Here is a 25,236-nt window from a genome sequence, read left to right on the forward strand (position 1 = left end):
TTACGCCTTATGGCCTGAGCTGAAACCGGGTTCGGCAGCACCGTTTCGATCATTTTCCGAACCGGCCACAACTGCGGGCGTATGCCCGGGAGCTGCGAGGACCCTCCCGGTGGCCAGCAGGACCAGCAGCGCGGCCACTCCACCGGCCCCGGCGACGGCGAAACTCCACGCCGTCCCGCCGATCTCCACGGCCGGGCCGGCCACCGCTGTTCCGGCCGCCGCACCCACCCCGAAGGTCGTCACGAGCCAGGAGAACGCCTCGGTCACCGTGCCCCGCGGCGCGTGCCGGTCCACGACGATGAACGAGCAGGCGATCGCCGGGGCCAGGAACACCCCGGCGAGCGCCGCCAGCGCGGTCATGGCGGGCACACCGGGCGTCAGCGTCAGCGGCAGGTAGCCCAGGGCCAGCAGCGCGACGATGACCCGCAGCCTGCGCTCGGGTTCGCCGGCCCACTGCCGCGCCCCGTACACCGCTCCGCCGATCAGCGCGCCGAGACCGAGCGCGGCCATCAGCCAGCCGTACACGGATTCCCGGCCGTGGTCGTCGGCGTACGCGACACCGGCCACCGTGATCGAGCCGAGCGCCACCCCGACGAAGAAGAAGGCGCCCAGCAGGGCGAGCAGCCCCGGCGAGCGCAGGGCGCCGAGCCAGTGCGCCTCACGGGGCGCCGAGCGCCATGCCCTGGAGGGCTCGGACAGGACGACGGACAGCGCCCCCAGGACCCCGACGGCGTTGATGACCAGGAGGGCCGCGGCCGGCGACCAGAGCGACACCAGGACCGTCACGAGGAGCGGCCCCACGGTGAACATGATCTCCTGGGCCACCGCGTCCATGGCGTATGCCCGGTGCACCCGGTCCTCCCGGCCGAGGACCGTCGGCCAGAGGGCGCGCAGGCCACCCTCCAGCGGGGGCGTGAACAGGCCGGCGACGACGACCGCCGCGTACGCGGCCGGGAGCGAGCCGAGGCCCGTCAGGGCGAGCGCGGCCATGCCCAGCGCGGAGACGACCGCTGCGGGAAGCTGGACGCGCGGCTGGCCGTACAGGTCCACGGCCCGGCCGAGCAGGGGCTGTCCCACCGCTGTGGCGAGGCCGTACGCGGCCGCCAGGGCGCCTGCCAGGGTGTAGCTGCCGCCCTCCGCACGGGTGAACAGGACGATCGCGATGTGGGCGGTGCCGTTCGGCAGCCGTCCCACCAGTGTCCCCGCCAGCAGCCTGACGGCGTGCCGTGCCCGGAGGATGTCCAGATATCCCGCGGCCATGTCAGCCCCTCTCCCCCGGCGGTGTCACGACCCCGGAGTTTTACGTATAACGTCGGCGTTCATACGTACCATGTGGGCAATCGGGAGTCCATCCCACCGCATCCGACCGGACCAGCACGGAGGCACGAGTGAGCACCGCGCGGCAGCCCGCCCCACCTCGGCCCACCAGCCGTGACGTGGCACGGGCGGCGGGCGTCTCGCAGGCCACCGTCTCGCTCGTACTCGGAGACAAATGGCGGGGCCGGGTCTCGGCGACGACCGCCGAGCGGGTCCGCGACCACGCCCGGGACCTCGGCTACCGGCCGAATCTCGCCGCCCGCAGTCTCCGGCTGGGCCTCACCCGCACCGCCCTGCTCGTCGTCCCCGCACTCACCAACGAGTTCTTCGCCCGGGTGTACACCGGTGCCGCGGCCGTCGCCGCCGAGCACGACTTCGGCGTGGTCCTCTACCCGTCCCCCGAGGGCACGGGTCCCGCCAGGGATCCGTTCGCCTCGGCCCGCGCGGCGCTCGACGGGGTGATCGCCTCGTCGATGGCGACGGAGGCTCTGGGGGCGCTGCGGGGCGCGGACCTGCCGCTGGTGATGCTGGACAGCGACCCGGAGGGCCACGGCGCGGCGGCGCACGTGAATCTCGACATCGCGGACGGCATGCGTCAGGTGACCGGCCATCTGCTGGGCCTCGGCCACCGCCGGATCCTGCACGTCGCGTCCGCCGTGGACACCTGGACCTTCACGGTGCGCGCCCAGGCGCTGCGGGAAGCCGTGCGGGAGGTGCCCGGCGCCGTCCTGCGTACCGTGACCGCCCCCCTGGACGTACGGGCCGGACGCGAGGCGGCCGAGAGGGTCCTGACGTCCCCCGGCCCCTTGCCCACGGCCATCGTCTGTGACGACGACATCCTGGCCGCCGGCGCCTGCAAGGCGGTGCGCAGAAGGGGGCTGCGGGTGCCCGACGACATCTCCGTGACCGGCTTCGACGACCTGGCGCTCGCCACGGCGGTGGAACCGGAACTCACCACGGTGCGCCTCCCGGCCGAGCAGGTGGGCGAACGGGGCATGAGGGCGCTGCTGGACGTCCTGGAGGGCCGCCCCGCGGAGCACGGCGATCTCCCCGTCCACCTGGTGGTGCGGGGCTCCACCGCACCGGCGGCCACCATGTGACAAAGCGCTCCGGCCGCCGCGTACGGCGGCCGGAGGGCTCGGTCCGGAGGACTTCCGGCCCGACTACTCCTTCGTGGCCTCACCCGAAGCCTCGTCCGGACCGTCGGTGCTCTTCGCGGGAGCGTCGTCACCTGTGGCGGCGGCCGGCGCGTCGCCGCCTTCGGGCTCCTCCGTGTCGGACGGAGCGTCCGTCGGGGTCGCCCCGGCACCGTCGGCGTTTAGCAGCCTGGTCAGCTGTCGGCCGATGATCCGCTTGAACTTGCGCTGCTGCGGCCGCGTGCGGTCCAGGACCGCGACCTCGAGCCGCTCGGCGGGGATCTCCCGCTCGTTGCCGTTGGCCTCGCGGGACAGTGCCTGCACGGCCAGCTTCAGCGCCTCGGCGAGCGACATCCCGTCGCGGTGGCGCTGGTCCAGGAAGTTGCTGATCTGCTCGGCGTTCCCGCCGACCGCGACCGAGCCGTGCTCGTCCACGATGGAACCGTCGTGCGGCAGCCGGTAGATCTGGTCGCCCTCGGGCCCGGCGCCGACCTCGGCGACCACCAGCTCCACCTCGTACGGCTTCTCGGCCGCGCTGGAGAAGATGGTGCCGAGCGTCTGCGCGTAGACGTTGGCCAGCCCACGGGCCGTCACGTCGTCGCGGTCGTAGGTGTATCCCCGCAGATCGGCGTAGCGGACCCCGCCGATGCGGAGGTTCTCGTACTCGTTGTACTTGCCGGCGGCGGCGAAGCCGATCCGGTCGTAGATCTCGCTGAACTTGTGCAGCGCGCGGGACGGGTTCTCGCCGACGAACACAATGCCGTCGGCGTACTGCAGCACAACCAGGCTGCGACCACGGGCGATGCCCTTCCGGGCGTATTCCGCCCGGTCGGCCATGGCCTGCTGAGGTGAGACATAGAACGGCGTCGACACCGGCTATCCGTCCCTTTCTGTCAGTGACGAGTGCATCGGAGAAGCATCGGGCCGGTCAGAGCAGCGCGGCGCGGGGGCCGTCGGGCTGCTCGAGCCGGCGCTCCAGGATCGCGCGCGCGATCTCCGCGGATTCCGTGTCGTTCAGCTTGCGGAAGCCCTCGTCGGTGATGACGGTGACGATCGGATAGATCCGGCGGGCCACGTCCGGGCCACCGGTCGCCGAGTCGTCGTCGGCCGCGTCGTACAGCGCCTGCACGACCAGGGTGAGTGTCTGCTCCTCCGTCAGGTCGTCGCGGAACAGCTTCTTCATCGACCCGCGCGCGAAGACGGAGCCGGAGCCGGTGGCCGCGTAGCCGTGTTCCTCGGAACGTCCCCCGGTGACGTCGTAGGAGAAGATCCGGCCCTTCTCACGGTCGACGTCGTACCCGGCGAACAGCGGGACGACCGCCAGGCCCTGCATGGCCATCGCCAGATTGCTGCGGATCATCGTGGAGAGCCGGTTGGCCTTGCCCTCCAGGGAGAGCGTGGCGCCCTCGACCTTCTCGAAGTGCTCCAGCTCCAGCTGGAACAGCTTGACCATCTCCACGGCGAGACCCGCCGTGCCGGCGATGCCCACCGCGGAGTACTCGTCGGCCGGGAACACCTTCTCGATGTCGCGCTGCGCGATCATGTTCCCCATGGTCGCCCGCCGGTCACCGGCCAGGACCACTCCACCGGGGAACGAGGCCGCGACGATGGTCGTGCCGTGCGGCGCCTCGATGGCGCCCTGCATCGGCGGCAGGCTGCGGTTTCCGGGAAGGATCTCGGGTGAGTGGTCGGACAGGAAGTCCATGAACGAGGACGAACCCGGCGTCAGGAAGGCAGCTGGTAGACGCCCGGTGCTACGAGTGTTGGCTTCCACGCGTTTCCCTCCAGGTATGCGATGGCCCTGCGCAAGGAGTCAGGATCATCCCCCAACTTGCCACTGGCCGAATTGCAGTTGAAGCAGTACGCCACGGACCCTACCCGCCCCGTGACGGTGATCAACATGATCGTGGGTCCGGAGAAGTGCTTCCGTGGAATGCCCCGGTGCGAGCGGGGGCATCCCACGGAAGGCGCCGGCCGACGGTGCGAGCTCGTCGGCGAGCGGTCCGGACCGGGTCTCCGGCTGTTACTCGCCGCCCTTTTGCACGAACGAACGAACGAAGTCCTCAGCGTTGGACTCGAGTACGTCGTCGATCTCGTCGAGGACGTCGTCGACGTCGTCGCTGAGCTTCTCCTGCCGTTCCTTGAGGTCCTCGGACGCCTGCGCGTCCTGCGCCTGCTCCTCGGTCGTCTCGGTGGAACGTGTCGCCTTCTGCTGTCCGCCGCCGGTGTCCTTGGTCGCCATATAGCTCACCCCGCTCGGTTCGAAGCACTTGATCAGACCCTACCTACGGGGTCCGACATTGGCCCGGTACTTTCCTCAACGTCCGGAGGTCATCTGATTGATTCCCAGCGGGAGGGCCTTTCAGCCCCCCGTAAGCGTCCGGACCAGCTCTTCCGCTGTGCGGCAGCGGTCCAGGAGCTCCTTGACGTGCGCACGTGTACCCCGCAGCGGTTCCATCGTGGGCACCCGTTGCAGCGAGTCACGATCGGGCAGATCGAAGATGACCGAGTCCCAGGAGGCGGCGGCGACGTCGTCCGCGTACTGCTCCAGGCAGCGGCCCCGGAAATAGGCCCTGGTGTCCTCGGGAGGCTTGGTGCGGGCCCGCACGACGTCGCTCTCGTCGAGCAGCCGCTTGATCTTCCCGCGGGCCGCCAGTCGGTTGTACAGGCCCTTGTCCGCCCGCACGTCGGCGTACTGGAGGTCCACCAGATGCAGCCGGGGGGCGTCCCAGTCCAGGCCGTCCCGGCGCCGGTAGCCCTCCATGAGCTCCCGCTTGGCGATCCAGTCCAGCTCGCCCGACAGGCTCATCGGATCGTTCTCCAGGCGGTTCAGGGTGTCCTCCCAGCGGGCCAGGACATCCTTGGTCTGTTCGTCGGCGTCGGCCCCGTACCGCTCCTCGACGTACTTGCGGCCCAGTTCGAAGTACTCCATCTGGAGCTGCACCGCGGTGAGTGTCCGGCCGCTACGGAGTGTGACCAGTTGCTTCAGGGTCGGGTCGTGCGAGACCTGGTGGAGCGTGCGCACCGGCTGGTCGACCGCCAGGTCGACGTTGATGAAGCCGTCCTCGATCATGGCCAGGACCAGTGAGGTGGTGCCGAGCTTGAGATAGGTCGAGATCTCGGAAAGGTTGGCGTCGCCGATGATCACGTGCAGTCTGCGGTACTTCTCGGCGTCGGAGTGCGGCTCGTCGCGGGTGTTGATGATGGGGCGCTTGAGCGTGGTCTCGAGGCCGACCTCGACCTCGAAGTAGTCGGCGCGCTGGCTGATCTGGAATCCGTGCTCATGGCCGTCCTGGCCGATGCCGACCCGTCCGGCGCCGGTGACGACCTGGCGGGAGACGAAGAACGGCGTCAGATGGCGCACGATGTCCGAGAAGGGGGTCTCCCGCTTCATCAGGTAGTTCTCGTGCGTGCCGTAGGACGCGCCCTTGTTGTCGGTGTTGTTCTTGTAGAGGTGGATCGGCTGGGCGCCGGGGATCGCGGCGGCCCGCTCGGCGGCCTCCGCCATCACACGCTCGCCGGCCTTGTCCCAGAGCACCGCGTCCAGCGGATTGGTGATCTCCGGCGAGCTGTACTCGGGGTGCGCGTGGTCGACGTACAACCGCGCACCGTTGGTGAGGATGACATTGGCCAGGCCGATGTCCTCGTCGGTGAGCTGGCTGGAGTCCGCGGTCTCACGGGCGAGGTCGAAGCCTCGCGCGTCGCGCAGCGGGTTCTCCTCCTCGAAGTCCCAGCGGGCGCGGCGCGCCCGGTGCATCGCCGCCGCGTAGGCGTTGACGATCTGGGACGAGGTGAGCATGGCATTGGCGTTGGGTTGACCGGGGACGGAGATCCCGTACTCCGTCTCGATGCCCATCACTCGCCGTACGGTCATGCGGCCCTCCTTGCCCGGCGTCGCTCCCGTCCGGGAGCGGCGCTCAAGTACCGCTGCTGGTCCGCGGTGCCCGTCCCCGCACTGCGCGACTCGGCGGTACGACAGAGCCTAGAGCGCCTCTGCGCCGGTGGGGAGATCAATTACGTCATTGTTCGGGTACGGCCGGAGCTGCCGGGAAAACGGCCGGCTGCGGATGCCCTTCCGGGTATCCGCAGCCGGTCTTCGTTTTACAGGTACTGTCCGGTATTTGCCACCGTGTCGATGGAACGACCGGTGTCTGCGCCCTGCTTTCCGGTGACGAGCGTGCGGATGAACACGATCCGCTCGCCCTTCTTTCCGGAAATCCTGGCCCAGTCGTCCGGGTTGGTGGTGTTGGGCAGGTCCTCGTTCTCCTTGAACTCGTCCACGCACGCCTGGAGGAGATGGGAGACGCGCAGGCCCTTCTGGCCCTGCTCGAGGAATGCCTTGATGGCCATTTTCTTTGCCCGGTCGACGATGTTCTGAATCATCGCTCCGGAGTTGAAGTCCTTGAAGTACAGGACTTCCTTGTCGCCGTTCGCGTAGGTGACCTCGAGGAAGCGGTTCTCCTCGGATTCCGTGTACATCCGCTCCACGACGGACTGGATCATCGCGTGGGCGGCTGCCTCCCTCGAGCCGGTGTGCTCGGCCAGATCGTCCGAGTGCAGCGGCAGCGAGGGCGTGAGGTACTTCGCGAAGATGTCCTTCGCCGCCTCCGCGTCCGGACGCTCGATCTTGATCTTCACATCGAGACGGCCGGGCCGCAGGATGGCGGGGTCGATCATGTCCTCACGGTTGGAGGCACCGATGACGATGACGTTCTCCAGGCCCTCCACACCGTCGATCTCGGCGAGCAGCTGGGGGACGATGGTGTTCTCCACGTCCGAGCTGACACCGGAACCACGGGTGCGGAAGAGGGATTCCATCTCGTCGAAGAAGACGATGACGGGGGTACCCTCGCTCGCCTTCTCCCGGGCACGCTGGAAGACGAGGCGGATGTGCCGCTCGGTCTCACCGACGTACTTGTTGAGGAGCTCGGGGCCCTTGATATTGAGGAAGTAGCTCTTCCCCGCGGGCTGTCCGGTGACCTCGGCGACCTTCTTGGCCAGCGAGTTGGCGACGGCCTTGGCAATGAGTGTCTTGCCGCAGCCCGGAGGGCCGTAGAGCAGGATGCCCTTCGGCGGACGCAGTTCGTGCTCCTTGAAGAGGTCCGGGTGGAGGTACGGGAGCTCGACCGCGTCGCGGATCAGTTCGATCTGGTCGCCCAGGCCGCCGATCTTGTTGTAGTCGATGTCCGGGACCTCTTCGAGAACGAGCTCCTCGACCTCGCTCTTGGGGACCACTTCGTAGACGTAGCCGGACCTGGGTTCGAGCAGGAGGGCGTCGCCGGGACGGATGGTGATGTCCAGCAGGGGCTCGGCCAGCCTCACCACCCGCTCCTCGTCGGTATGCCCGACCACCAGGGCGCGCTCGCCGTCCTCAAGGATCTCCTTGAGGGTGACGATGTCCCCGGCCCGCTCGAATTCCATGGCCTCGACCACGTTGAGCGCTTCGTTGAGCATGACTTCCTGGCCTCGCCGGAGGCCCTCGAGCTCGACGCTGGGGCTGACGTTCACCCGGAGCTTGCGGCCCCCGGTGAAGATGTCGCAGGTGTCGTCCTCGTTGGCCTGCAGGAAGACACCGAAGCCGGCCGGCGGCTGCGCGAGCCGGTCGACCTCCTCCTTGAGGGCCACGATCTGGTCGCGGGCCTCCCGGAGTGTGCCGGCGAGCCGCTCGTTCTGCGCGGACACACCTGACAGGCTGGTCTGCAACTCGACGATCCGCTCTTCGAGAATTCTCGTATGACGCGGAGAGTCGGCGAGCTTACGTCGCAGGACGGCGATTTCCTGCTCGAGATAGGCAACCTGGCCGGCTGGGTCTTCTGACCCCCGCCCGGGCCGGATGCCGCGGTTGATGTCGTCGTCGTGGGCTGCCACGGTCCTCACCTCCTCCAAGGGGAGCTGGACGCTTCCTGACCCTACCTGGGTGGGTGATGATTGAAACCCCTAGATCACAAAGACCCGGGGGTGTGTCCGATCTTCACCCTTGCGCTCTCCCTCACGCCAAGGGAATACCCACCCTTCGCCATCGGAAAGCAGCCGGTTGTATCGTCGAAGTGTTCAACACCCGTCAGGGCTGGCTTCAATTGGTGCAGATACGCAGGGAACGGCAGGACACATGACCGTGCAGCAGGACGCTCCGGGCGACCGTGACACGCAGGACCTCGAGGTCTGGATCGACCAGGACCTCTGTACGGGCGACGGCATCTGCGTGCAGTACGCGCCCGAGGTGTTCGAGCTGGACATCGACGGCCTGGCCTACGTGAAGAGCGACGAGGACGAGCTTCTCCAGGACAAGGGCGCCACCACACCGGTGCCCCTGCCCCTTCTCCAGGACGTGGTGGATTCGGCCAAGGAGTGCCCGGGCGACTGCATTCATGTACGTCGCGTTTCGGACAACGTGGAAGTCTTCGGGCCGGACGCGGAGTAGACGCGGCGCAACCGGGCTCAGACGCCCCGTGCGGTGCTCCCGGCGGGGCCGGCGGACCTGATGAACGCGTTGCCCTTCCACTGCCAGGTGGCGCTCTCCAGCTCGTCGGGGCAGCAGCGCGGTACGTCGGCCGAGGAGTAGCCGAGCAGGGTCGCCGAGACCCGGCCGTCGCGGACGGTGAAGTCGGTGACGGCACGTTTCTGAGCGGGGTCCAGCAGGGTCGCCACGACCCGGGGTGCGGCCCCGCTCGGCTGCGTCACGACGTAGATGCCGCTGGGCGGGGTGCCGGAGCCAGCTGCGCAGCGGACGACGGCCACGGTCTCGGGCCCGCCGTCTCCGTCGAGGTCTCCGGGGGCGCTGTCGGCCACGGTCCACCCGGCGCCGCCGCAGTCGAGCGGGAAGGCGACCTCGGCCGGGTCGGGCGCCGTCATCGTGGGGGCGCTGCCCTGCTGCGTGGTGACGCGGTGCTCGGACGCCGAGGCGGTGGCGGTGGCCGCGTCGGGCTGGAGCAGTCCCGCGAGTGCGACGACGGCTGCCATCGCCGTGGCCGTGGCGAGCCAGTGCACCGGCTTGGCATCGGTGTGCGCGAGGTCCGGGAGCGCGGAGGTCTGCACGCGGTATGTCTCCTGTGGTTCCTGGAGGCCTGGATAGGCGGTGCCGAACGGAAATCGGCGGGAGGGGGGTGGCCAGCATCGTGCCACACCTCACACCCGAGGGGAACGGCGGGGCGTACCGGGTGACGGAAAGGCGCCGCCGCCGGGCTCCCGGGTCGGTCCGGGAACTCGGCGGCGGCGCCTGCGCGTTGTACGGGGTCAGTCGCGGGTGGCGGCGGACCCGCTCCGGCTTCCGGGACCGTCGTAGTCGTCGCCGTAGGCGCCCTTGGACGGGCGGCGGCGGCGCAGCGGCGGCTCGACGCCGTCCGCGAGACGGCGGGCGGTGACGAGGAAACCGGTGTGGCCGATCATCCGGTGGTCGGGCCGGACGGCCAGGCCTTCCACGTGCCAGTTGCGGATCATCGACTCCCACGGCTGCGGTTCGGCGAAGCAGCCGATCTCCCGGATGGACTCGACGGTCCGCGAGAGCTGGGTCGTGGTCGCGACGTACGCGCAGAGGATCCCGCCGGGCACCAGGGCCTTGGACACGGCCTCGAGGCACTCCCACGGGGCGAGCATGTCGAGGACGACGCGGTCGACGTCGGTGTCCGAGAGGTTGTCCTGGAGGTCGCCGACGGTGAGCTGCCAGGCCGGGTGCGGCGAGCCGAAGTAGCGCTCGACGTTCTGCTGGGCGATCTCGGCGAAGTCCTCGCGGCGCTCGTAGGAGTGCAGCATGCCCTGCTCGCCGATGGCTCGCAGCAGGAAGGTGCTGAGCGCACCGGAGCCGACGCCGGCTTCGACGACGCGCGCACCGGGGAAGATGTCACCGAAGGCCAGGATCTGGCCCGCGTCCTTCGGGTAGACCACGGCGGCACCGCGGGGCATGGACAGGACGTAGTCGGGGAGCAGGGGGCGCAGCGCGAGGTAGGCGACGTTTCCCGTGGTACGGACAACACTGCCCTCGGGAGCACCGATCAGCTCGTCGTGCGGGAAAGAACCCTTGTGGGTGTGGAAGTTCTTTCCGGCCTCGAGCGTGAAGGTGTAGTGGCGTCCCTTGGGGTCGGTGAGCTGGACCTGGTCCCCGACTTTGAATGGGCCGCGACGGCGGGCGGCACCGGTCGGTTCGGACATGTGACCAGCCTACCGGTATTTCGGTGGCCGCTTCCCGGGCGTCAGGCCGACGGACGGGCCATGGCCTTGATGAAGGCGCGCTCGACGTCGGCGGTGGAGAGGACGCCGTAGATCTCGCCGGTGTCCTCGACCACCAGGTACTCGGTGGCCGGGGTGGCCTTCAGCCGGTCCAGGAGGGCCTCCCCCGCCAGTTCGGCGGGGACCGTCATGCCGTCGGTGAGGTCCTGGGCAAGCCCGCTGACGGCCACCCAGGGGCGGCGGTGTTCGGGAACCCCGACGATGGCCGCCTCCCGGACGACGGCCTTCGGGCTGCCCTGTCCGTCGACGACGACGAGGGCGCGGGCGCCCGCCTCGTTGGCGCGGCGGAGCGCCTCGGAGAGCGGGGTGGCGGCCTCGACCGGCACGGCGCGCCGGGTGAGCGTGCGGGCTCGCAGTTCGGGGAGGTGTTCGCGGAGCCGGGCCGTCCGCAGGCTGTTCCCCGCCCCGGTCCAGATGATCGCGGCGAGGATCGCCGCGAGGAGGGCGTCGGTGACGGTCTCGAACCCGCTGATCTCACCGGTGGCGCTCCCGAGGGCGCCGGTGTGGGTGAGCAGAGGGAGGCCGACGAAGACGGTGATGGCCAGGCCCCGGCCGACCCATGCGGCGGCGACGGTGCCGCTCATCGGCTTGCCCGTGATCTTCCATACGACGGCTCGGAGCATGCGTCCGCCGTCCAGGGGCAGGCCGGGCAGCAGGTTGAAAGCGGCGACGATGAGGTTGGAGATCATCAGTCCGGCGAGGAGTACGCCGGGGACGGTGCCCGCTTCGACGAACTGGAGCGGGATGTAGAAGACGCCGCCGAGGACGAGGGAGAGGAGGGGCCCCACGAAGGCGAGGACGAACTCGCGGCCGGGGGTCTCGGTCTCCTTCTCGATCTCGGAGACACCGCCGAAGAACTGGAGCTGGATGCGGCGCACCGGCAGCTTGTAGCGCAGGGCGGCGACGGTGTGGGCGAGCTCGTGCACGAGCACGGACGCGTAGAAGGCGATCGCGAAGAAGAGCGCGACCAGGTAGCGGGCTCCGCCGAGTTCCGGCAGGACGCGGTCGAGTTGGCCACCGAAGACCCAGGTGATCAGGGCCGCGACGACGAACCAACTGGGGGCCACGTACACGGGCACGCCGAAGGGCCGGCCCATGAGGAGGCCGCCGCCCGGGTCTGCCGGGCGGCGCGGCTTGCCCTTGTCCGGTCCGGTGCCGGGGTCCGAACCCCCTGCGCCGGGCTGCGGGCGCCCGCTGTCGCCGCTCTCGTCCACGGGGTCCCTTCGGTCGGTGGCTTCTGCCACGATCATGCTGTGTGTGCGAGCTCTGTCATCGATGGTATGCCGCGGGGTGTCAGTGGCGGGCCGTAGGGTCTGCGACATGACGTCCGAACCGCGCCCGCCTCAGCCACCCTCGTCCCTGTCGCCGTCGCGCGCGAACGATTTCATGCAGTGTCCCCTGCTGTACCGCTTCCGGGTCATCGACAAGCTGCCCGAGAAGCCCAGCGAGGCTGCTACCCGGGGCACGCTGGTGCATGCGGTGCTTGAGCGTCTGTTCGACGCCCCGGCGGCGGACCGTACGGCTCCGAAGGCCAAGGCGCTGATCCCCGGCCAGTGGGACCGGCTCCTGGAGTCGAAGCCCGAGCTGACCGAGCTGTTCGAGGGGGATCCTGAGGGAGAGCGGCTGGCGGGGTGGCTGGGTGAGGCGGAGCGGCTCGTGGAGCGGTGGTTCTCGCTGGAGGACCCGACCCGCCTGGAGCCGGCCGAGCGGGAGCTGTTCGTCGAGACGGAGCTGGATTCGGGCCTGCGGCTGCGCGGGGTGATCGACCGCGTCGATGTCGCCCCCACGGGTGAGGTCCGCATCGTGGACTACAAGACCGGCAAGGCCCCGCGGCCGGAGTACGCGGAGGGCGCGCTCTTCCAGATGAAGTTCTACGCCCTGGTGGTGTGGCGTCTGAAGAACGTGGTGCCGCGCCGGCTCCAGCTGGTCTATCTCGGCAGCGGTGACGTGCTGACGTACGACCCCGTCCCGGCCGACCTCGAGCGGGTGGAGCGGAAGCTGCTGGCGCTGTGGGAGGCGATCCGGCTGGCCACCGAGACGGGCGAGTGGCGGCCGAGGCCGACCAAGCTGTGCGGCTGGTGCGATCACCGGGCGGTCTGTCCCGAGTTCGGTGGGACTCCCCCGGTCTATCCGCTGTCCGTGCGCCCGGCCGAATCGGTGGAGGCTGTGCAGGGCAGAATGGAGCCGGTCCGGTCCGAGGCCGGTCGACCGGTGGCCCTCGAAGGCCCTTGACTCGAAGGCCCTTCCCGAAGGCCCTTAAGGAGATTACGTGGCTATCCGCGTCCTGCTCGTCGATGATCAGCCCCTGCTGCGCACCGGTTTCCGGATGATCCTGGAGGCGGAAGGCGATCTCGCGGTGGTCGGTGAGGCGGGTGACGGCCTGCAGGCCATCGATCAGGTGCGGGCCCTGCAGCCCGATGTCGTGCTCATGGACATCCGGATGCCGCGGATGGACGGGGTCGAGGCCACGCGTCAGATCACGGGCCCCGGACGGGACGGCCCGGCGAAGGTCCTGGTGCTGACGACGTTCGATCTCGACGAGTACGTGGTGGAGGCGCTGCGCGCCGGAGCCAGCGGCTTCCTGCTGAAGGACGCGCCGGCCAACGAGCTGGTGCAGGCGATCCGGGTGGTGGCCGCGGGAGAGGCGATGCTCGCGCCCAGCATCACGCGTCGACTGCTCGACAAGTACGCCGACCATCTTCCCTCGGGCGAGGAGCCCGTCCCGGACGCCCTGCACACCCTCACCGAGCGTGAGGTGGAGGTGCTGAAGTTGGTGGCACGGGGTCTGTCCAACGCGGAGATCGCCGCCGACCTGTTCGTGAGCGAGACGACGGTCAAGACACATGTGGGCCACGTACTGACGAAGCTGGGCCTGCGCGACCGTGTGCAGGCCGCCGTCTACGCGTACGAGAGCGGACTGGTGCGTCCCGGCGCCCAGTGAGACGGGGCGAGGGCGAAACCGGCGCGGGCCGGGGCCGGTCGGCCCCGGCCCGCGCCGGTTTTCGGGAGACGCCGCGTCAGGACTCGCCGCGGCTCAGCTCCCAGAGCTGGAGGTCGGCCGAGGAGGTGACGGCCCACTCCACACCGGTCAGACCGTCGAGCGAGGCGACGTACTGCTTGCCCTGCCAGACCGGCAGGAGGGGGACGTCGTTGGCGACGATGTTCTGGAGCTTCTCGAAGGCCGGGGTCGCGGCGCTGCGGTCGGCCTCGCGGCGGGACTGCGGGATGAGCGTGCCCTGTGCCTCGGTCGACGTGTACGGCGAGTTGAGGAAGTTGTTCTCGTCGAGGAACGGCGCGATGTAGGTGTCCGGGTCCGGGAAGTCGGGGAACCAGCCCATGCCGTACACGGCGTATTCGCCCTTCTTCTGGGCGGGGCGGTACTTGTCCCAGGGCGTTCCCTTGATGTCGACCTCGAACAGCTTCGTGTCGTTGAGCTGCTTGGCCAGCGCCTCGAACTCCGCCTTGGTGGCGGGGCCGTAGTGGTCCGTCGTGTAGTGCAGCGTGAACTTCACCGGTGTGCTGATGCCGGCCTTGTCCAGAAGGTCGGCCGCCGTGTCCACGTCGGGCTCACCGTACTTGTTGTAGAACGAGTTGGTGTGGCTGGTGATGCCGGACGGGATCAGCGAGTAGAGCGGCTCGGCGGTGCTGCCGTACACCTTGCTCGCGATGGACCCGCGGTCGATGACCTGGGCCATGGCCTGGCGGACGGCCTTGTTCTTCATCACGGGGTCCTCGGTGTTGAACGCGAGGTAGCTGATGGCGAGGCCGGGCATCTCGGTGAGCTTCACGCCCTCCTTCGGATCCATCAGCATCTTCTGAGACTGCTCGGGTGACATGTTGCGTGTCATCATGTCGATCTTCTTGTCGTCGAGCGCCTTGCCCATCGCCGCCGCGTCGGGGAAGAGGTCCATCTCGACCTTCTCGTTCCTGATCTTCAGATCACCCTTGTACTTCGGGTTCTTGGTGAAGACCACCTTGACGAGCTGGTCGCCCTTGACCTCGGGCTTCATCGTGTAAGGGCCGGATCCGTCGACCTGGAAGCCCTCGCGGGCCCCCTTCGCCGGGTACTTGTCCTTCTGGACGATGCCGGCGGGCGGCGTGGCGAGCTTGTAGGGGAAGGTGGCGTCCGAGGTCTTCAGGTGGAAGACGATCTCCTTCTCGCCCTTGGTCTCGACCGTGTCGATGTTGGCGAGCAGGCCGACCGGGCCGCTCTCGTCCTTGATGTCGATCACGCGCTGGATGGAGTACTTCACGTCCTCCGGGGTGACGGGGGTGCCGTCGGCGAAGGTGAGTCCGTCACGCAACGTGCAGCGGTAGCTCTCGTTCGCCGTGTCCGTGAAGGTGCAGCTCTCGGCAGCCTCGGGGACCGGCTCGCCGCCGCCCCGCGGTATGTGGGTCAGAGTCTGCACGGTCTGGCGCAGCAGGTTCCAGACACCGGCCTCGTAGCCGATCGCCGGGTCGAGCGGGGCCGGGTTGTCCTTCGAGGCGATGAACTGGTCCGTCGTCCCGACCACGATGGCATCGCCCCCGCCGTCCGACCCGCCACAGGCGGCGAGCACGGGCGCGAGCAGGCCCACTACGGCCGGCAGCACCAGCGTCTTGCGGTTCATCTGGACGTTCTCCCTCATTCCGGCATGTGAGAAAACTGAGATTAGTAGGCGCCGCAGTTCGACTTGACCGGTGGGGATCGGCCGCGTATTCATTCGGTGATCACCGATGACGGGTTGTCCATGTCACGCTCGGGAATGTTTCGCACACGAGCCCATCAACCCGGACGTATGGGGTCATGAAACGGGCGGCCAGGGCGACCCGGAGGCGCCCTACACGTCACGCCGGGTGATGAATATCACACCTTTGCGCCTCATGGTGCACATTGACATGGACCTGATTCTCCGGTGTGCGCGAGCCCTCCGTGCACCGGCTGTCACTCATCAGCGATCAGACCCCGCAGGAAGGCGAGGTCCACCTGCTCCAGGGAGGACACGACCGCTCTTCCGTGCGCGGGCGCGATCGGCGCCACCGACGGCACGGCGACGACGCGGCAGCCCGCCGCCTCGGCCGCGGCGACTCCCGTCGCGGTGTCCTCGACGACCGCGCAGCGCCAGGGATCCGCCCCGAAGCCCGCCGCCGCCACGAGGTAGGGCTCGGGGTGGGGCTTCGTACGGGTCACCTCGTCCCCCGCCACCGTGAGCGCGAAGTGGTGGCGGCCGACGGAGTCCAGAACCCGGTCGATGATGCGCCGGTGCGAGGCGGAGACCAGGGCGGTCGGCACCTCGTGCGCCGCGAGTTCGGCGAGCAGCCGGGCGGCGCCCGGCATCAGCGGCACCCCGTGTCCGATGCGCTTCTCGAACCGGTCGTTGAGCAGCACGGTGAGCTTCTCGAGGGAGATGTCGGCACCGGTGACCTCGATGAGGTAGCCGGCGCTGCGGGTCATGGGCCCGCCGACCACCACCTCGCGCCAGGCCTCGTCCAGCCGGTGACCGAGGTCGGCGAAGACCTCGACCTCCACGTCCCACCAGAATCCTTCGGTGTCGACCAGTGTGCCGTCCATGTCGAGAAGGACGGCTTGCAGTGCCGACCCTTCGGCCGTGCGGGTCAGGGACGCGGGGACCGTACTGGTCATCCGGCACACCTCCATGAGGGACGAGAAGGCCGGCCGCCTTCCCGGTGGGAACGGCGACCGGCCTGCACTGGACCGACCATTCTACGACTCGTGCCCGTACGGCGCGCGGAGTGGGGGATTACCGCGCGTTGAACGGTCGCTTACCGTGCGTTGAAGTACTTCGCCTCCGGGTGATGGATGACGATCGCGTCGGTGGACTGCTCGGGGTGCAGCTGGAACTCCTCGGAGAGCTTCACCCCGATCCGCTCGGGCTCCAGGAGCTCGGCGATCTTCGCCCGGTCCTCCAGGTCGGGGCAGGCCCCGTAGCCCAGGGAGAAGCGCGCCCCGCGGTACTTCAGCGCGAACATGTCCTCGACGTCGGACGGGTCCTCGCCGGCGAAGCCGAGCTCGCTGCGGACCCGCGCGTGCCAGTACTCGGCGAGCGCCTCGGCCAGCTGCACGGACAGCCCGTGCAGCTCCAGGTAGTCGCGGTAGGAGTTCGACTCGAAGAGCTCGGCCGTCGCCCCGCCGATCTTCGAGCCGACGGTGACGACCTGGAGGCCGATCACGTCCGTCTCGCCGGACTCCTCGGGGCGGAAGAAGTCCGCCAGGCAGAGGCGGCGGCCGCGGCGCTGGCGCGGGAAGGTGAAGCGGGTGCGCTCCGAGCCGTCCTCGTGCAGCAGGATCAGGTCGTCACCCTTGGAGACGCAGGGGAAGTAGCCGTAGACGACGGCCGCCTCCAGCAGGTTCTCGGTGTGCAGCTTGTCGAGCCAGCCGCGCAGGTGCGGCCTGCCCTCCTGCTCCACGAGCTCCTCGTAGGTCGGTCCGTCACCGGCGCGGGTCTGCTTGAGGCCCCACTGGCCCTTGAAGAGCGCGCCTTCGTCGAGCCAGGAGGCGTACTCCTTGAGCTGGATGCCCTTGACGACGCGGGTGCCCCAGAAGGGCGGCTCGGGAACCGGGTTGGTGACCGAGACGTCGGACCGTACGCCCTCCTCCGGCTCGTCGGCCTCGATCAGCGGGGTGTCCCGCTTGGGCACACGGCGCTGCTTCAGCTCGGGGAGGGTGGCGCCCGGTACGCCGCGTTTGACCGCGATGAGGGCGTCCATCAGGCGCAGGCCTTCGAACGCGTCGCGTGCGTAGCGGACTTCGCCCTCGTAGATCTCGTGGAGGTCCTGTTCGACGTAGGCGCGGGTGAGGGCGGCGCCGCCGAGGATCACCGGGTAGTCGGCCGCCAGCTTGCGCTGGTTGAGCTCTTCCAGGTTCTCCTTCATGATCACGGTGGACTTCACCAGGAGGCCCGACATGCCGATGACGTCGGCGCGGTGTTCCTCGGCGGCGTCCAGGATCGCGGAGACGGGCTGTTTGATGCCCAGGTTGACCACGTTGAAGCCGTTGTTGGACAGGATGATGTCGACGAGGTTCTTGCCGATGTCGTGGACGTCGCCGCGGACGGTGGCGAGCACGATGGTGCCCTTGCCCTCGGCGTCCGACTTCTCCATGTGCGGCTCCAGATAGGCGACCGCGGTCTTCATGACCTCCGCGGACTGGAGCACGAAGGGCAACTGCATCTGGCCGGAGCCGAAGAGCTCGCCGACGACCTTCATGCCCTCCAGGAGGGTGTCGTTGACGATGTCGAGGGCGGGGCGGGTCCGCAGGGCCTCCTCGAGGTCACTCTCCAGACCGTTCTTCTCACCGTCGATGATGCGGCGCTGGAGCCGCTCGTCCAGCGGCAGGGCGAGGAGCTCCTCGGCCCTGCCCTGCTTCATCGACTTCATGTTGACGCCCTCGAAGAGCTCCATGAGCCGCTGCAGGGGGTCGTACCCCTCCTCCCGGCGGTCATGGATCAGGTCGAGAGCAACCTTGACCTGCTCCTCCTCCAGCCGGGCGATCGGCACGATCTTCGAGGCGTGCACGATCGCGGAGTCCAGACCCGCCTTCACACACTCGTCGAGGAAGACGGAGTTCAGGACCACACGGGCGGCCGGGTTCAGACCGAAGGAGATGTTGGACAGACCCAGGGTGGTCTGCACCTCGGGGTGGCGCCGCTTCAGCTCACGGATCGCGCCGATCGTCGCGATCCCGTCCTTACGGGACTCCTCCTGGCCCGTGCAGATGGTGAAGGTCAGACAGTCGATGAGGATGTCCGCCTCATGGATCCCCCAGTTCGTGGTGAGATCCTCGATGAGCCGCTCGGCGACGGCGACCTTGTGCTCGACGGTGCGGGCCTGGCCCTCCTCGTCGATGGTCAGCGCGATCAGCGCCGCCCCGTGCTCCGAGGCCAGCGCGCTGACCTTCGCGAAACGGGACTCCGGTCCGTCGCCGTCCTCGTAGTTGACCGAGTTCAGCACCGCACGTCCGCCCAGCTTCTCCAGACCGGCACGCAGGACGGGCAACTCCGTGGAGTCGAGGACGATCGGCAAGGTGGAAGCGGTGGCGAACCGGCCCGCCAGCTCCTCCATGTCGGCGACACCGTCACGCCCCACATAGTCGACACACAGATCGAGCATGTGCGCACCCTCGCGGATCTGGTCTCGGGCCATCTCCACACAGTCGTCCCAGCGGCCCCCCAGCATCGCCTCACGGAACTTCTTCGACCCGTTGGCGTTCGTCCGCTCACCGATCGCCAGATACGAGGTGTCCTGACGGAACGGGACCGTCTGATAGAGCGAGGCCGCACCCGGCTCAGGACGCGGAGCACGAGGGGTGAGCTCGGCACCACGGACACGCTCGACGAGCTGACGCAGGTGCTCAGGTGTCGTACCGCAGCAACCACCGACGAGCGAGAGGCCGTACTCCTGGACGAAGGTCTCCTGGGCGTCGGCCAGGCCCTCCGCGTCGAGCGGGAAGTGCGCGCCGTCCTTGGTGAGCACCGGCAGCCCGGCGTTCGGCATGCAGAGCAGCGGGATGCGGGAGTGGCGCGTGAGGTAGCGCAGGTGCTCGCTCATCTCGGCGGGGCCGGTCGAGCAGTTCAGGCCGATCATGTCGACGCCGAGCGGTTCGAGCGCGGTCAGCGCGGCACCGATCTCGGAACCGAGCAGCATGGTGCCGGTCGTCTCGAAGGCCAGTGAGCACAGCACCAGGAGGTCGCTGCCCATCGCCTCCAGGGCGCGCCGGGCGCCCAGCACGGCGGCCTTGGTCTGCAGGAGGTCCTGCGTCGTCTCGATGATGAGCGCGTCGGCACCGCCGGCGATCAGGCCCTCGGCGTTCTGCTGGAAACCGTCACGCAGGACCGTGTAGGGGGCGTGTCCCAGCGTCGGCAGCTTCGTGCCGGGGCCGATGGAGCCGAGCACCCAGCGCTGCTGCCCGGTGGATTCGGTGAACCGGTCGGCGACCTCGCGGGCGATGGCCGCGCCGGCCTCGGAGAGCTCGTGGATCCTGCCGGGGATGTCGTACTCGCCCAGGGCGGAGGCGTTGGCTCCGAAGGTGTTCGTCTCGACGCAGTCCACGCCGACCGCGAAGTACTCCTCGTGCACCGAACGGACGATGTCGGGGCGGGTGACGTTCAGGATCTCGTTGCAGCCCTCGAGGTTCTCGAAGTCCTCGAGGGTGGGGTCCTGGGCCTGGAGCATGGTGCCCATGGCACCGTCGGCCACCACCACCCGGGTGGCGAGCGCCTCACGGAGCGCTGCGGCTCGGTTCCGGCTGTCAGCTGAGGGGGTCGGCAACGAGGCCATGGATGTTCTCCCTGGGATGCGACGGCTGTCGGCTTTGCGCCCCTCTGTGGAGGGGGACACGCGGCCAGCGTAGCCGGGAGGCGGCCGGGCCGGTCATCGCGTCCCACGGGGCGGACTGCATGCTGTGCGGTGAACGGCCCCCCTCACAGAGTGACGCGTAATCTTCGCGCCACCGGACAGAGGTCGGCATCGACCGATAGTGTTCAGCATTGTCGAACCGAGGTGGAGGAGTACGGCGCGATGGCGAAGAACATCCAGTCGCTCGAGCGGGCAGCGGCGATGCTGCGTCTGCTGGCAGGCGGCGAGCGCCGGCTCGGCCTGTCCGACATCTCGTCGTCGCTGGGCCTGGCCAAAGGTACCGCGCACGGCATTCTGCGCACCCTCCAGCACGAGGGCTTCGTCGAGCAGGACACCGCGTCCGGCCGGTACCAGCTCGGCGCCGAGCTGCTGCGCCTCGGCAACAGCTATCTCGACGTGCACGAACTGCGGGCGCGCGCGCTGGTGTGGACCGACGACCTGGCCCGCTCCAGCGGCGAGAGCGTCCACCTGGGCGTGCTGCACCAGCGCGGGGTCCTGATCGTCCACCACGTCTTCCGGCCCGACGACAGCCGTCAGGTACTCGAGGTCGGCGCCATGCAGCCGCTGCACTCCACCGCCCTGGGCAAGGTCCTCGCCGCCTACGACCCGGTCGCGCACAGCGAGGCCACCGAGGTGGAACGGCGGTCCTTCACGCCACGCACCGTCACGGACGCGGACGAGTTCGAGTCACTGCTCGACCTGATCCGGGCGCAGGGCTGGGCGGCAGACGTCGAGGAGACCTGGGAGGGCGTGGCGGCGGTGGCCGCACCCATCCACGACCGGCGCAGGATGCCGGTCGGCGCCGTGGCCGTGACGGGCGCCGTGGAGCGCGTCTGCGTCGGCGGTGGCCTGCGGCCCGAGCTCGTCGCGGCCGTACGGGACTGCGCCCGCGCCGTCTCCCGGGACCTGGGTGCCGGACGCTTCTGAGCACCCCCGCGGCCCGGTAACGATCGAGTCGCGCGTCACAGACCTCTTGACTCACCACCCGGCGGGGAGAAACATTGCCGCTCACCGGTCGGCATTGCCGAACACCTAACGGCAATACGCGTTAGGGTGTGACAGTGCCGAGGGCCGGTCAAGCCCTACAGGTGATGTGCCCGTCCTCGACAGGTACCCATCTGGGGCCGCGATCCACCGGAGGGACCCGGTGTTTCGCCTTCCCCTGGACGAAGGACAAAGGAGTCGCGGGTGTCCAGCTCCGACATCTTCATCGGCGAGACCATCGGTACCGCCATACTCATCCTGCTCGGCGGCGGTGTCTGTGCCGCCGTCACGCTCAAGCGCTCCAAGGCGCAGAACGCCGGCTGGCTGGCCATCACCTTCGGGTGGGGGTTCGCCGTGCTCACGGGCGCCTACATCGCCTCCGGAGTCTCCGGCGCGCACCTCAATCCGGCGGTCACGATCGGCCTCGCGATCCAGGGAGGCACCGCGTGGAGCGATGTGCCCCTGTACCTCGCCTCCGAACTGCTCGGCGCGATGATCGGTGCCGTGCTCATCTGGGCCGTCTACTACGGACAGTTCCACGCGCACCTCACGGATCCCGAGATCGTGAAGGACCAGCCGGCCGAGGAGGGCATGGTCGACCAGTCGGCCGCGCCGAAGGCCGGCCCCGTGCTCGGCGTCTTCACCACGGGTCCGGAGATCCGGCACGCGGTGCAGAACGTGGTCACGGAGGTCATCGCCACCTTCGTACTGGTCCTTGCGATCCTCACCCAGGGCCTCAACGACGAGGGCAACGGCCTCGGCGTGCTCGGTGCCCTGATCACCGCACTGGTGGTCGTCGGCATCGGCCTGTCGCTCGGCGGCCCGACCGGCTACGCGATCAACCCGGTGCGCGACCTCGGTCCGCGGATCGTGCACGCGTTGCTGCCACTCCCGAACAAGGGCGGGTCGGACTGGGGCTACGCCTGGGTACCGGTGGTAGGACCGCTCATCGGGGCCGCATTGGCCGGCGGGCTCTACAACCTCGCCTTCGCCTGAGCCACATCTGCACACGCCACAGACTTCCGGGAGCCAACCGTGACCGACGCACACACCACCGGCCCGTTCATCGCGGCCATCGACCAGGGCACCACGTCCAGTCGCTGCATCGTCTTCGACAAGGACGGCCGGATCGTCTCCGTCGACCAGAAGGAGCACGAGCAGATCTTCCCCAAGCCCGGCTGGGTCGAGCACAACGCGGCCGAGATCTGGGAGAACGTCCAGGAGGTCGTCGCGGGGGCGATCGTCAAGGCCGGCATCACGTCCGCCGACGTCAAGGCGATCGGCATCACCAACCAGCGCGAGACCACCCTGCTCTGGGACAAGAACACCGGTGAGCCCGTCCACAACGCCCTCGTCTGGCAGGACACCCGCACCGACGCCCTCTGCAAGGAGCTCGGCCGCAACGTCGGCCAGGACCGCTTCCGCCGCGAGACGGGCCTGCCGCTCGCGTCGTACTTCGCCGGACCGAAGGTCCGCTGGCTGCTCGACAACGTCGAGGGGCTGCGCGAGCGCGCCGAGCGGGGCGACATCCTCTTCGGCACCATGGACTCCTGGGTCATCTGGAACCTGACCGGCGGCACCGACGGCGGCGTCCACGTCACCGACGTCACCAACGCCTCGCGCACCCTCCTGATGAACCTCCACTCGATGCAGTGGGACGACAAGATCGTCCAGTCGCTGGAGATCCCGTCCGCCGTCCTGCCGGAGATCCGGTCCTCCGCCGAGGTGTACGGCACCGCCAAGGGCGGCGTCCTCGACGGGGTCCCGGTGGCCTCCGCGCTCGGCGACCAGCAGGCCGCGCTGTTCGGCCAGACCTGTTTCGCCCAGGGCGAGGCCAAGTCCACGTACGGCACCGGCACCTTCATGCTGATGAACACCGGCCACACCCCGGTGAACTCGTACAACGGGCTGCTGACGACCGTCGGCTACCAGATCGGCGACAACAAGCCGGTCTACGCCCTCGAAGGGTCCATCGCCGTCACCGGTTCGCTGGTGCAGTGGATGCGCGACCAGATGGGCCTGATCAAGTCCGCGGCCGAGATCGAGACGCTGGCCTCCTCGGTCGAGGACAACGGCGGCGCGTACTTCGTGCCCGCGTTCTCCGGCCTGTTCGCCCCGTACTGGCGCCCCGACGCCCGCGGTGTCATCGCGGGTCTCACCCGCTACGTGACCAAGGCGCACATCGCCCGGGCCGTGCTCGAGGCCACCGCCTGGCAGACCCGCGAGATCAGCGACGCCATGACCAAGGACTCCGGCGTCGAACTGACCGCGCTCAAGGTCGACGGCGGCATGACCTCCAACAACCTGCTGATGCAGACGCTCTCCGACTTCCTGGACGCGCCCGTGGTGCGCCCCATGGTCGCCGAGACCACCTGCCTCGGCGCCGCCTACGCCGCCGGTCTCGCCGTCGGCTTCTGGCCGGACACCGACGCACTGCGCGCCAACTGGCGCCGTGCCGCCGAGTGGACACCCCGCATGGACGCGGCCACGCGTGACCGCGAGTACAAGAGCTGGCTCAAGGCCGTCGAACGGACCATGGGCTGGATCGAGGACGAAGAGAGCTGAGGAGCAATCGACATGACCACCCTGCAGAGCGTCCCCGCCCTCGGGACGCATCCGGCCTCCGGCTCCCTCCCGAGCCGTGCCGAGACCCGGGAGCAGCTTTCCAAGGCGACGTACGACCTCCTGGTGATCGGCGGCGGCATCCTGGGCATCTCCACCGCCTGGCATGCCGCGCAGTCCGGACTGCGGGTGGCCCTGGTGGACGCCGGCGACTTCGCCGGCGCCACCTCCTCCGCCTCCTCCAAGCTGCTCCACGGCGGTCTGCGCTACCTCCAGACCGGCGCGGTGAAGCTGGTCGCGGAGAACCACTTCGAGCGGCGCGCGGTGTCCCGCCAGGTCGCCCCGCACCTGGCCAACCCGCTCACCTTCTACCTGCCCGTCTACAAGGGCGGCCCGCACGGCGCCGCCAAGCTCGGCGCGGGCGTCTTCGCCTACTCGGCGCTGTCCGCGTTCGGCGACGGCGTCGGCCATGTGATCAGCCCGGCCCGGGCGCAGCGCGACGTACCCGAGCTGCGTACGGACAACCTCAAGGCCGTCGCGGTCTACGGCGACGACCAGATGAACGACGCCCGGATGGCGCTGATGACGGTCCGCGCGGCCGTCGACGCGGGCGCCGTCGTCCTCAACCACGCCGCGGTGACCGGGCTGCGCTTCACCAAGGGCCGGGTCACCGGCGCCGAGCTCGAGGACCGTCAGGACGGTACGGAGTTCGGCGTCGACGCACGCCTCGTGCTGAACGCCACCGGCCCGTGGGTCGACCACCTGCGGAAGCTGGAGGACCCGAACGCGGCGCCGTCCATCCGTCTGTCCAAGGGCGCGCACCTCGTCCTCAAGCGCACCCGCCCGTGGAAGGCCGCGCTGGCGACGCCGATCGACAAGTACCGGATCACGTTCGCCCTGCCGTGGGAGGACATGCTGCTGCTCGGTACGACCGACGAGGAGTACGAGGGCGATCCGGCCGATGTCGCGGTCACCGAGAAGGACACGGCGCAGATCCTGGACGAGGCGGCGTTCTCCGTCCGGGACCAGCAGCTGTCCCGCGACCTGATCACGTACTCCTTCGCGGGGCTGCGGGTGCTGCCCGGCGGTCCGGGCAGCACGTCCAAGGCGAAGCGGGAGACGGTCGTCACCGAGGGCCGCGGCGGGATGCTGTCGGTCGCGGGCGGCAAGTGGACGACGTTCCGCCACATCGGCCGTACGGTGATGAACAAGCTGGCCGCGCTTCCCGGGCACCCCCTCGCCGAGGACATGGAGCCGATGGCGCGGCTGCCGAAGAAGGTGCCTCTGCCCGGTATCGCGAACCCGAACGCGGTCGCGCACCGGCTGCTGGTCGACGGCGGTACGCCGGGGCCGCGGATGGCCGCCGACACGGCCCGGCACCTCGCGACCCACTACGGCTCGCTCTCCTTCGACATCGCGCGGCTGGCGAACGACAACCAGGCGCTGGCCGAGCGCATCCACCCCGACGCCCCGGAGATCTGGGCGCAGGTGGCGTACGCGCGGGACCGCGAGTGGGCCGAGACGGCGGACGACGTGCTGCGCCGCCGGACGACGCTGACGATCCGCGGGCTGGCGACGGACGACATCCGGGCCAAGGTCGAGGACATGCTGGCCGACGGGCGCTGACGGTCCGTACGGAACGAAGGGGCGGCTCCGGAGG

General features: G+C 69.2%; 20 protein-coding genes and 1 pseudogene. 8 read left to right on the forward strand and 13 right to left on the reverse strand.

What is annotated here, in order from left to right; genetic code table 11:
• A complete protein-coding gene (locus tag ACFYQ5_RS22250) occupies window positions 1–1,260 on the reverse strand; it encodes an MFS transporter (RefSeq protein WP_389199704.1) in 1,260 nt (419 codons plus the stop codon).
• A 128-nt stretch (window positions 1,261–1,388) separates the two neighbouring features.
• Here ACFYQ5_RS22250 and ACFYQ5_RS22255 point away from each other — a divergent pair, with 128 nt between their 5' ends.
• Complete coding sequence (locus ACFYQ5_RS22255) at window positions 1,389–2,417, forward strand: LacI family DNA-binding transcriptional regulator (RefSeq protein ID WP_389199706.1); 1,029 nt, start codon at window positions 1,389–1,391, stop codon at window positions 2,415–2,417.
• Window positions 2,418–2,480: 63 nt separating this feature from the next.
• On the opposite strand, the gene prcA is transcribed toward ACFYQ5_RS22255, so the two are convergent.
• The 6 genes and pseudogenes from prcA to arc form a co-directional block, all read right to left on the reverse strand.
• Window positions 2,481–3,326: a proteasome subunit alpha gene (gene prcA / locus ACFYQ5_RS22260; protein ID WP_389199708.1), complete on the reverse strand. Its 846-nt coding sequence runs from the start codon at window positions 3,324–3,326 to the stop codon at window positions 2,481–2,483.
• Window positions 3,327–3,381: 55 nt separating this feature from the next.
• Entirely contained in the window at window positions 3,382–4,227 is an 846-nt protein-coding gene (gene prcB / locus ACFYQ5_RS22265) for a proteasome subunit beta (protein ID WP_389199710.1), read from the reverse strand.
• A pseudogene (locus ACFYQ5_RS22270) lies at window positions 4,179–4,356 on the reverse strand (endonuclease domain-containing protein); the annotation flags it as partial. The gene prcB and the pseudogene ACFYQ5_RS22270, both read right to left, overlap by 49 nt.
• Window positions 4,357–4,476: 120 nt before the next feature.
• Window positions 4,477–4,695: a ubiquitin-like protein Pup gene (locus ACFYQ5_RS22275; protein ID WP_359477102.1), complete on the reverse strand. Its 219-nt coding sequence runs from the start codon at window positions 4,693–4,695 to the stop codon at window positions 4,477–4,479.
• A gap of 120 nt (window positions 4,696–4,815) precedes the next feature.
• Complete coding sequence (gene dop / locus ACFYQ5_RS22280; protein ID WP_389199711.1) at window positions 4,816–6,327, reverse strand: depupylase/deamidase Dop; 1,512 nt, start codon at window positions 6,325–6,327, stop codon at window positions 4,816–4,818.
• A gap of 227 nt (window positions 6,328–6,554) precedes the next feature.
• Complete coding sequence (arc, locus tag ACFYQ5_RS22285; protein WP_389199713.1) at window positions 6,555–8,321, reverse strand: proteasome ATPase; 1,767 nt, start codon at window positions 8,319–8,321, stop codon at window positions 6,555–6,557.
• A gap of 241 nt (window positions 8,322–8,562) precedes the next feature.
• On the opposite strand from arc, the gene ACFYQ5_RS22290 reads away from it, so the two are divergent.
• A complete protein-coding gene (locus ACFYQ5_RS22290; RefSeq protein WP_205021794.1) occupies window positions 8,563–8,874 on the forward strand; it encodes a ferredoxin in 312 nt (103 codons plus the stop codon).
• A 17-nt stretch (window positions 8,875–8,891) separates the two neighbouring features.
• Here the strand turns inward: ACFYQ5_RS22290 and ACFYQ5_RS22295 are convergent, their stop codons facing one another.
• From ACFYQ5_RS22295 to ACFYQ5_RS22305, 3 genes are all read right to left on the reverse strand, one after another.
• Window positions 8,892–9,488, reverse strand: coding sequence for a hypothetical protein (locus ACFYQ5_RS22295; RefSeq protein WP_389199715.1), 597 nt, complete (start codon window positions 9,486–9,488; stop codon window positions 8,892–8,894).
• Between the two features lie 198 nt (window positions 9,489–9,686).
• The gene (locus tag ACFYQ5_RS22300; protein ID WP_389199716.1) at window positions 9,687–10,598 is read right to left on the reverse strand and encodes a tRNA (adenine-N1)-methyltransferase; all 912 of its coding nucleotides are present in this window, start codon (window positions 10,596–10,598) and stop codon (window positions 9,687–9,689) included.
• A gap of 41 nt (window positions 10,599–10,639) precedes the next feature.
• The gene (locus ACFYQ5_RS22305; protein WP_389199793.1) at window positions 10,640–11,890 is read right to left on the reverse strand and encodes a site-2 protease family protein; all 1,251 of its coding nucleotides are present in this window, start codon (window positions 11,888–11,890) and stop codon (window positions 10,640–10,642) included.
• A 172-nt stretch (window positions 11,891–12,062) separates the two neighbouring features.
• On the opposite strand from ACFYQ5_RS22305, the gene ACFYQ5_RS22310 reads away from it, so the two are divergent.
• Complete coding sequence (locus ACFYQ5_RS22310) at window positions 12,063–12,908, forward strand: RecB family exonuclease (RefSeq protein ID WP_389199795.1); 846 nt, start codon at window positions 12,063–12,065, stop codon at window positions 12,906–12,908.
• Window positions 12,909–12,945: 37 nt separating this feature from the next.
• Complete coding sequence (locus ACFYQ5_RS22315; RefSeq protein ID WP_385610509.1) at window positions 12,946–13,617, forward strand: response regulator; 672 nt, start codon at window positions 12,946–12,948, stop codon at window positions 13,615–13,617.
• A 76-nt stretch (window positions 13,618–13,693) separates the two neighbouring features.
• On the opposite strand, the gene ACFYQ5_RS22320 is transcribed toward ACFYQ5_RS22315, so the two are convergent.
• The 3 genes from ACFYQ5_RS22320 to metH all read right to left on the reverse strand — a co-directional run bounded on the left by ACFYQ5_RS22320 (window position 13,694) and on the right by metH (window position 19,952).
• Entirely contained in the window at window positions 13,694–15,286 is a 1,593-nt protein-coding gene (locus ACFYQ5_RS22320; protein ID WP_389199796.1) for an ABC transporter substrate-binding protein, read from the reverse strand.
• A 314-nt stretch (window positions 15,287–15,600) separates the two neighbouring features.
• On the reverse strand, window positions 15,601–16,299 hold the full coding sequence (locus ACFYQ5_RS22325) for an HAD family hydrolase (RefSeq protein WP_389199718.1): 699 nt from the start codon (window positions 16,297–16,299) through the stop codon (window positions 15,601–15,603).
• A gap of 140 nt (window positions 16,300–16,439) precedes the next feature.
• Entirely contained in the window at window positions 16,440–19,952 is a 3,513-nt protein-coding gene (metH, locus tag ACFYQ5_RS22330; protein ID WP_389199720.1) for a methionine synthase, read from the reverse strand.
• Between the two features lie 240 nt (window positions 19,953–20,192).
• On the opposite strand from metH, the gene ACFYQ5_RS22335 reads away from it, so the two are divergent.
• The 4 genes from ACFYQ5_RS22335 (at window position 20,193) to ACFYQ5_RS22350 (ending at window position 25,202) form a co-directional block, all read left to right on the forward strand.
• On the forward strand, window positions 20,193–20,957 hold the full coding sequence (locus ACFYQ5_RS22335; protein ID WP_389199721.1) for an IclR family transcriptional regulator: 765 nt from the start codon (window positions 20,193–20,195) through the stop codon (window positions 20,955–20,957).
• A gap of 261 nt (window positions 20,958–21,218) precedes the next feature.
• Window positions 21,219–22,010 (forward strand): MIP/aquaporin family protein, encoded by a 792-nt coding sequence (locus ACFYQ5_RS22340; RefSeq protein ID WP_389199723.1) that lies wholly within the window; start codon window positions 21,219–21,221, stop codon window positions 22,008–22,010.
• Between the two features lie 39 nt (window positions 22,011–22,049).
• Window positions 22,050–23,579 (forward strand): glycerol kinase GlpK, encoded by a 1,530-nt coding sequence (gene glpK / locus ACFYQ5_RS22345; protein ID WP_389199725.1) that lies wholly within the window; start codon window positions 22,050–22,052, stop codon window positions 23,577–23,579.
• 12 nt (window positions 23,580–23,591) lie between these two features.
• On the forward strand, window positions 23,592–25,202 hold the full coding sequence (locus tag ACFYQ5_RS22350) for an FAD-dependent oxidoreductase (protein ID WP_389199727.1): 1,611 nt from the start codon (window positions 23,592–23,594) through the stop codon (window positions 25,200–25,202).
• Window positions 25,203–25,236 lie beyond the last annotated feature (34 nt).

It is taken from the genome of Streptomyces sp. NPDC005794 (assembly GCF_042871445.1).
Taxonomy (GTDB): Bacteria; Actinomycetota; Actinomycetes; order Streptomycetales; family Streptomycetaceae; genus Streptomyces.

Excerpts from the sequence above, each read along its gene's own strand:
- ACFYQ5_RS22250 (WP_389199704.1), bottom strand. The coding sequence starts at position 1,260 with ATGGCCGCGGGATATCTGGACATCCTCCGGGCACGGCACGCCGTCAGG.
- ACFYQ5_RS22275 (WP_359477102.1), bottom strand. The coding sequence starts at position 4,695 with ATGGCGACCAAGGACACCGGCGGCGGACAGCAGAAGGCGACACGTTCC.
- dop (WP_389199711.1), bottom strand. The coding sequence starts at position 6,327 with ATGACCGTACGGCGAGTGATGGGCATCGAGACGGAGTACGGGATCTCC.
- ACFYQ5_RS22290 (WP_205021794.1), top strand. The coding sequence starts at position 8,563 with ATGACCGTGCAGCAGGACGCTCCGGGCGACCGTGACACGCAGGACCTC.
- ACFYQ5_RS22300 (WP_389199716.1), bottom strand. The coding sequence starts at position 10,598 with ATGTCCGAACCGACCGGTGCCGCCCGCCGTCGCGGCCCATTCAAAGTC.
- ACFYQ5_RS22310 (WP_389199795.1), top strand. The coding sequence starts at position 12,063 with ATGCAGTGTCCCCTGCTGTACCGCTTCCGGGTCATCGACAAGCTGCCC.
- ACFYQ5_RS22320 (WP_389199796.1), bottom strand. The coding sequence starts at position 15,286 with ATGAACCGCAAGACGCTGGTGCTGCCGGCCGTAGTGGGCCTGCTCGCG.
- ACFYQ5_RS22325 (WP_389199718.1), bottom strand. The coding sequence starts at position 16,299 with ATGACCAGTACGGTCCCCGCGTCCCTGACCCGCACGGCCGAAGGGTCG.
- metH (WP_389199720.1), bottom strand. The coding sequence starts at position 19,952 with ATGGCCTCGTTGCCGACCCCCTCAGCTGACAGCCGGAACCGAGCCGCA.
- ACFYQ5_RS22335 (WP_389199721.1), top strand. The coding sequence starts at position 20,193 with ATGGCGAAGAACATCCAGTCGCTCGAGCGGGCAGCGGCGATGCTGCGT.
- ACFYQ5_RS22350 (WP_389199727.1), top strand. The coding sequence starts at position 23,592 with ATGACCACCCTGCAGAGCGTCCCCGCCCTCGGGACGCATCCGGCCTCC.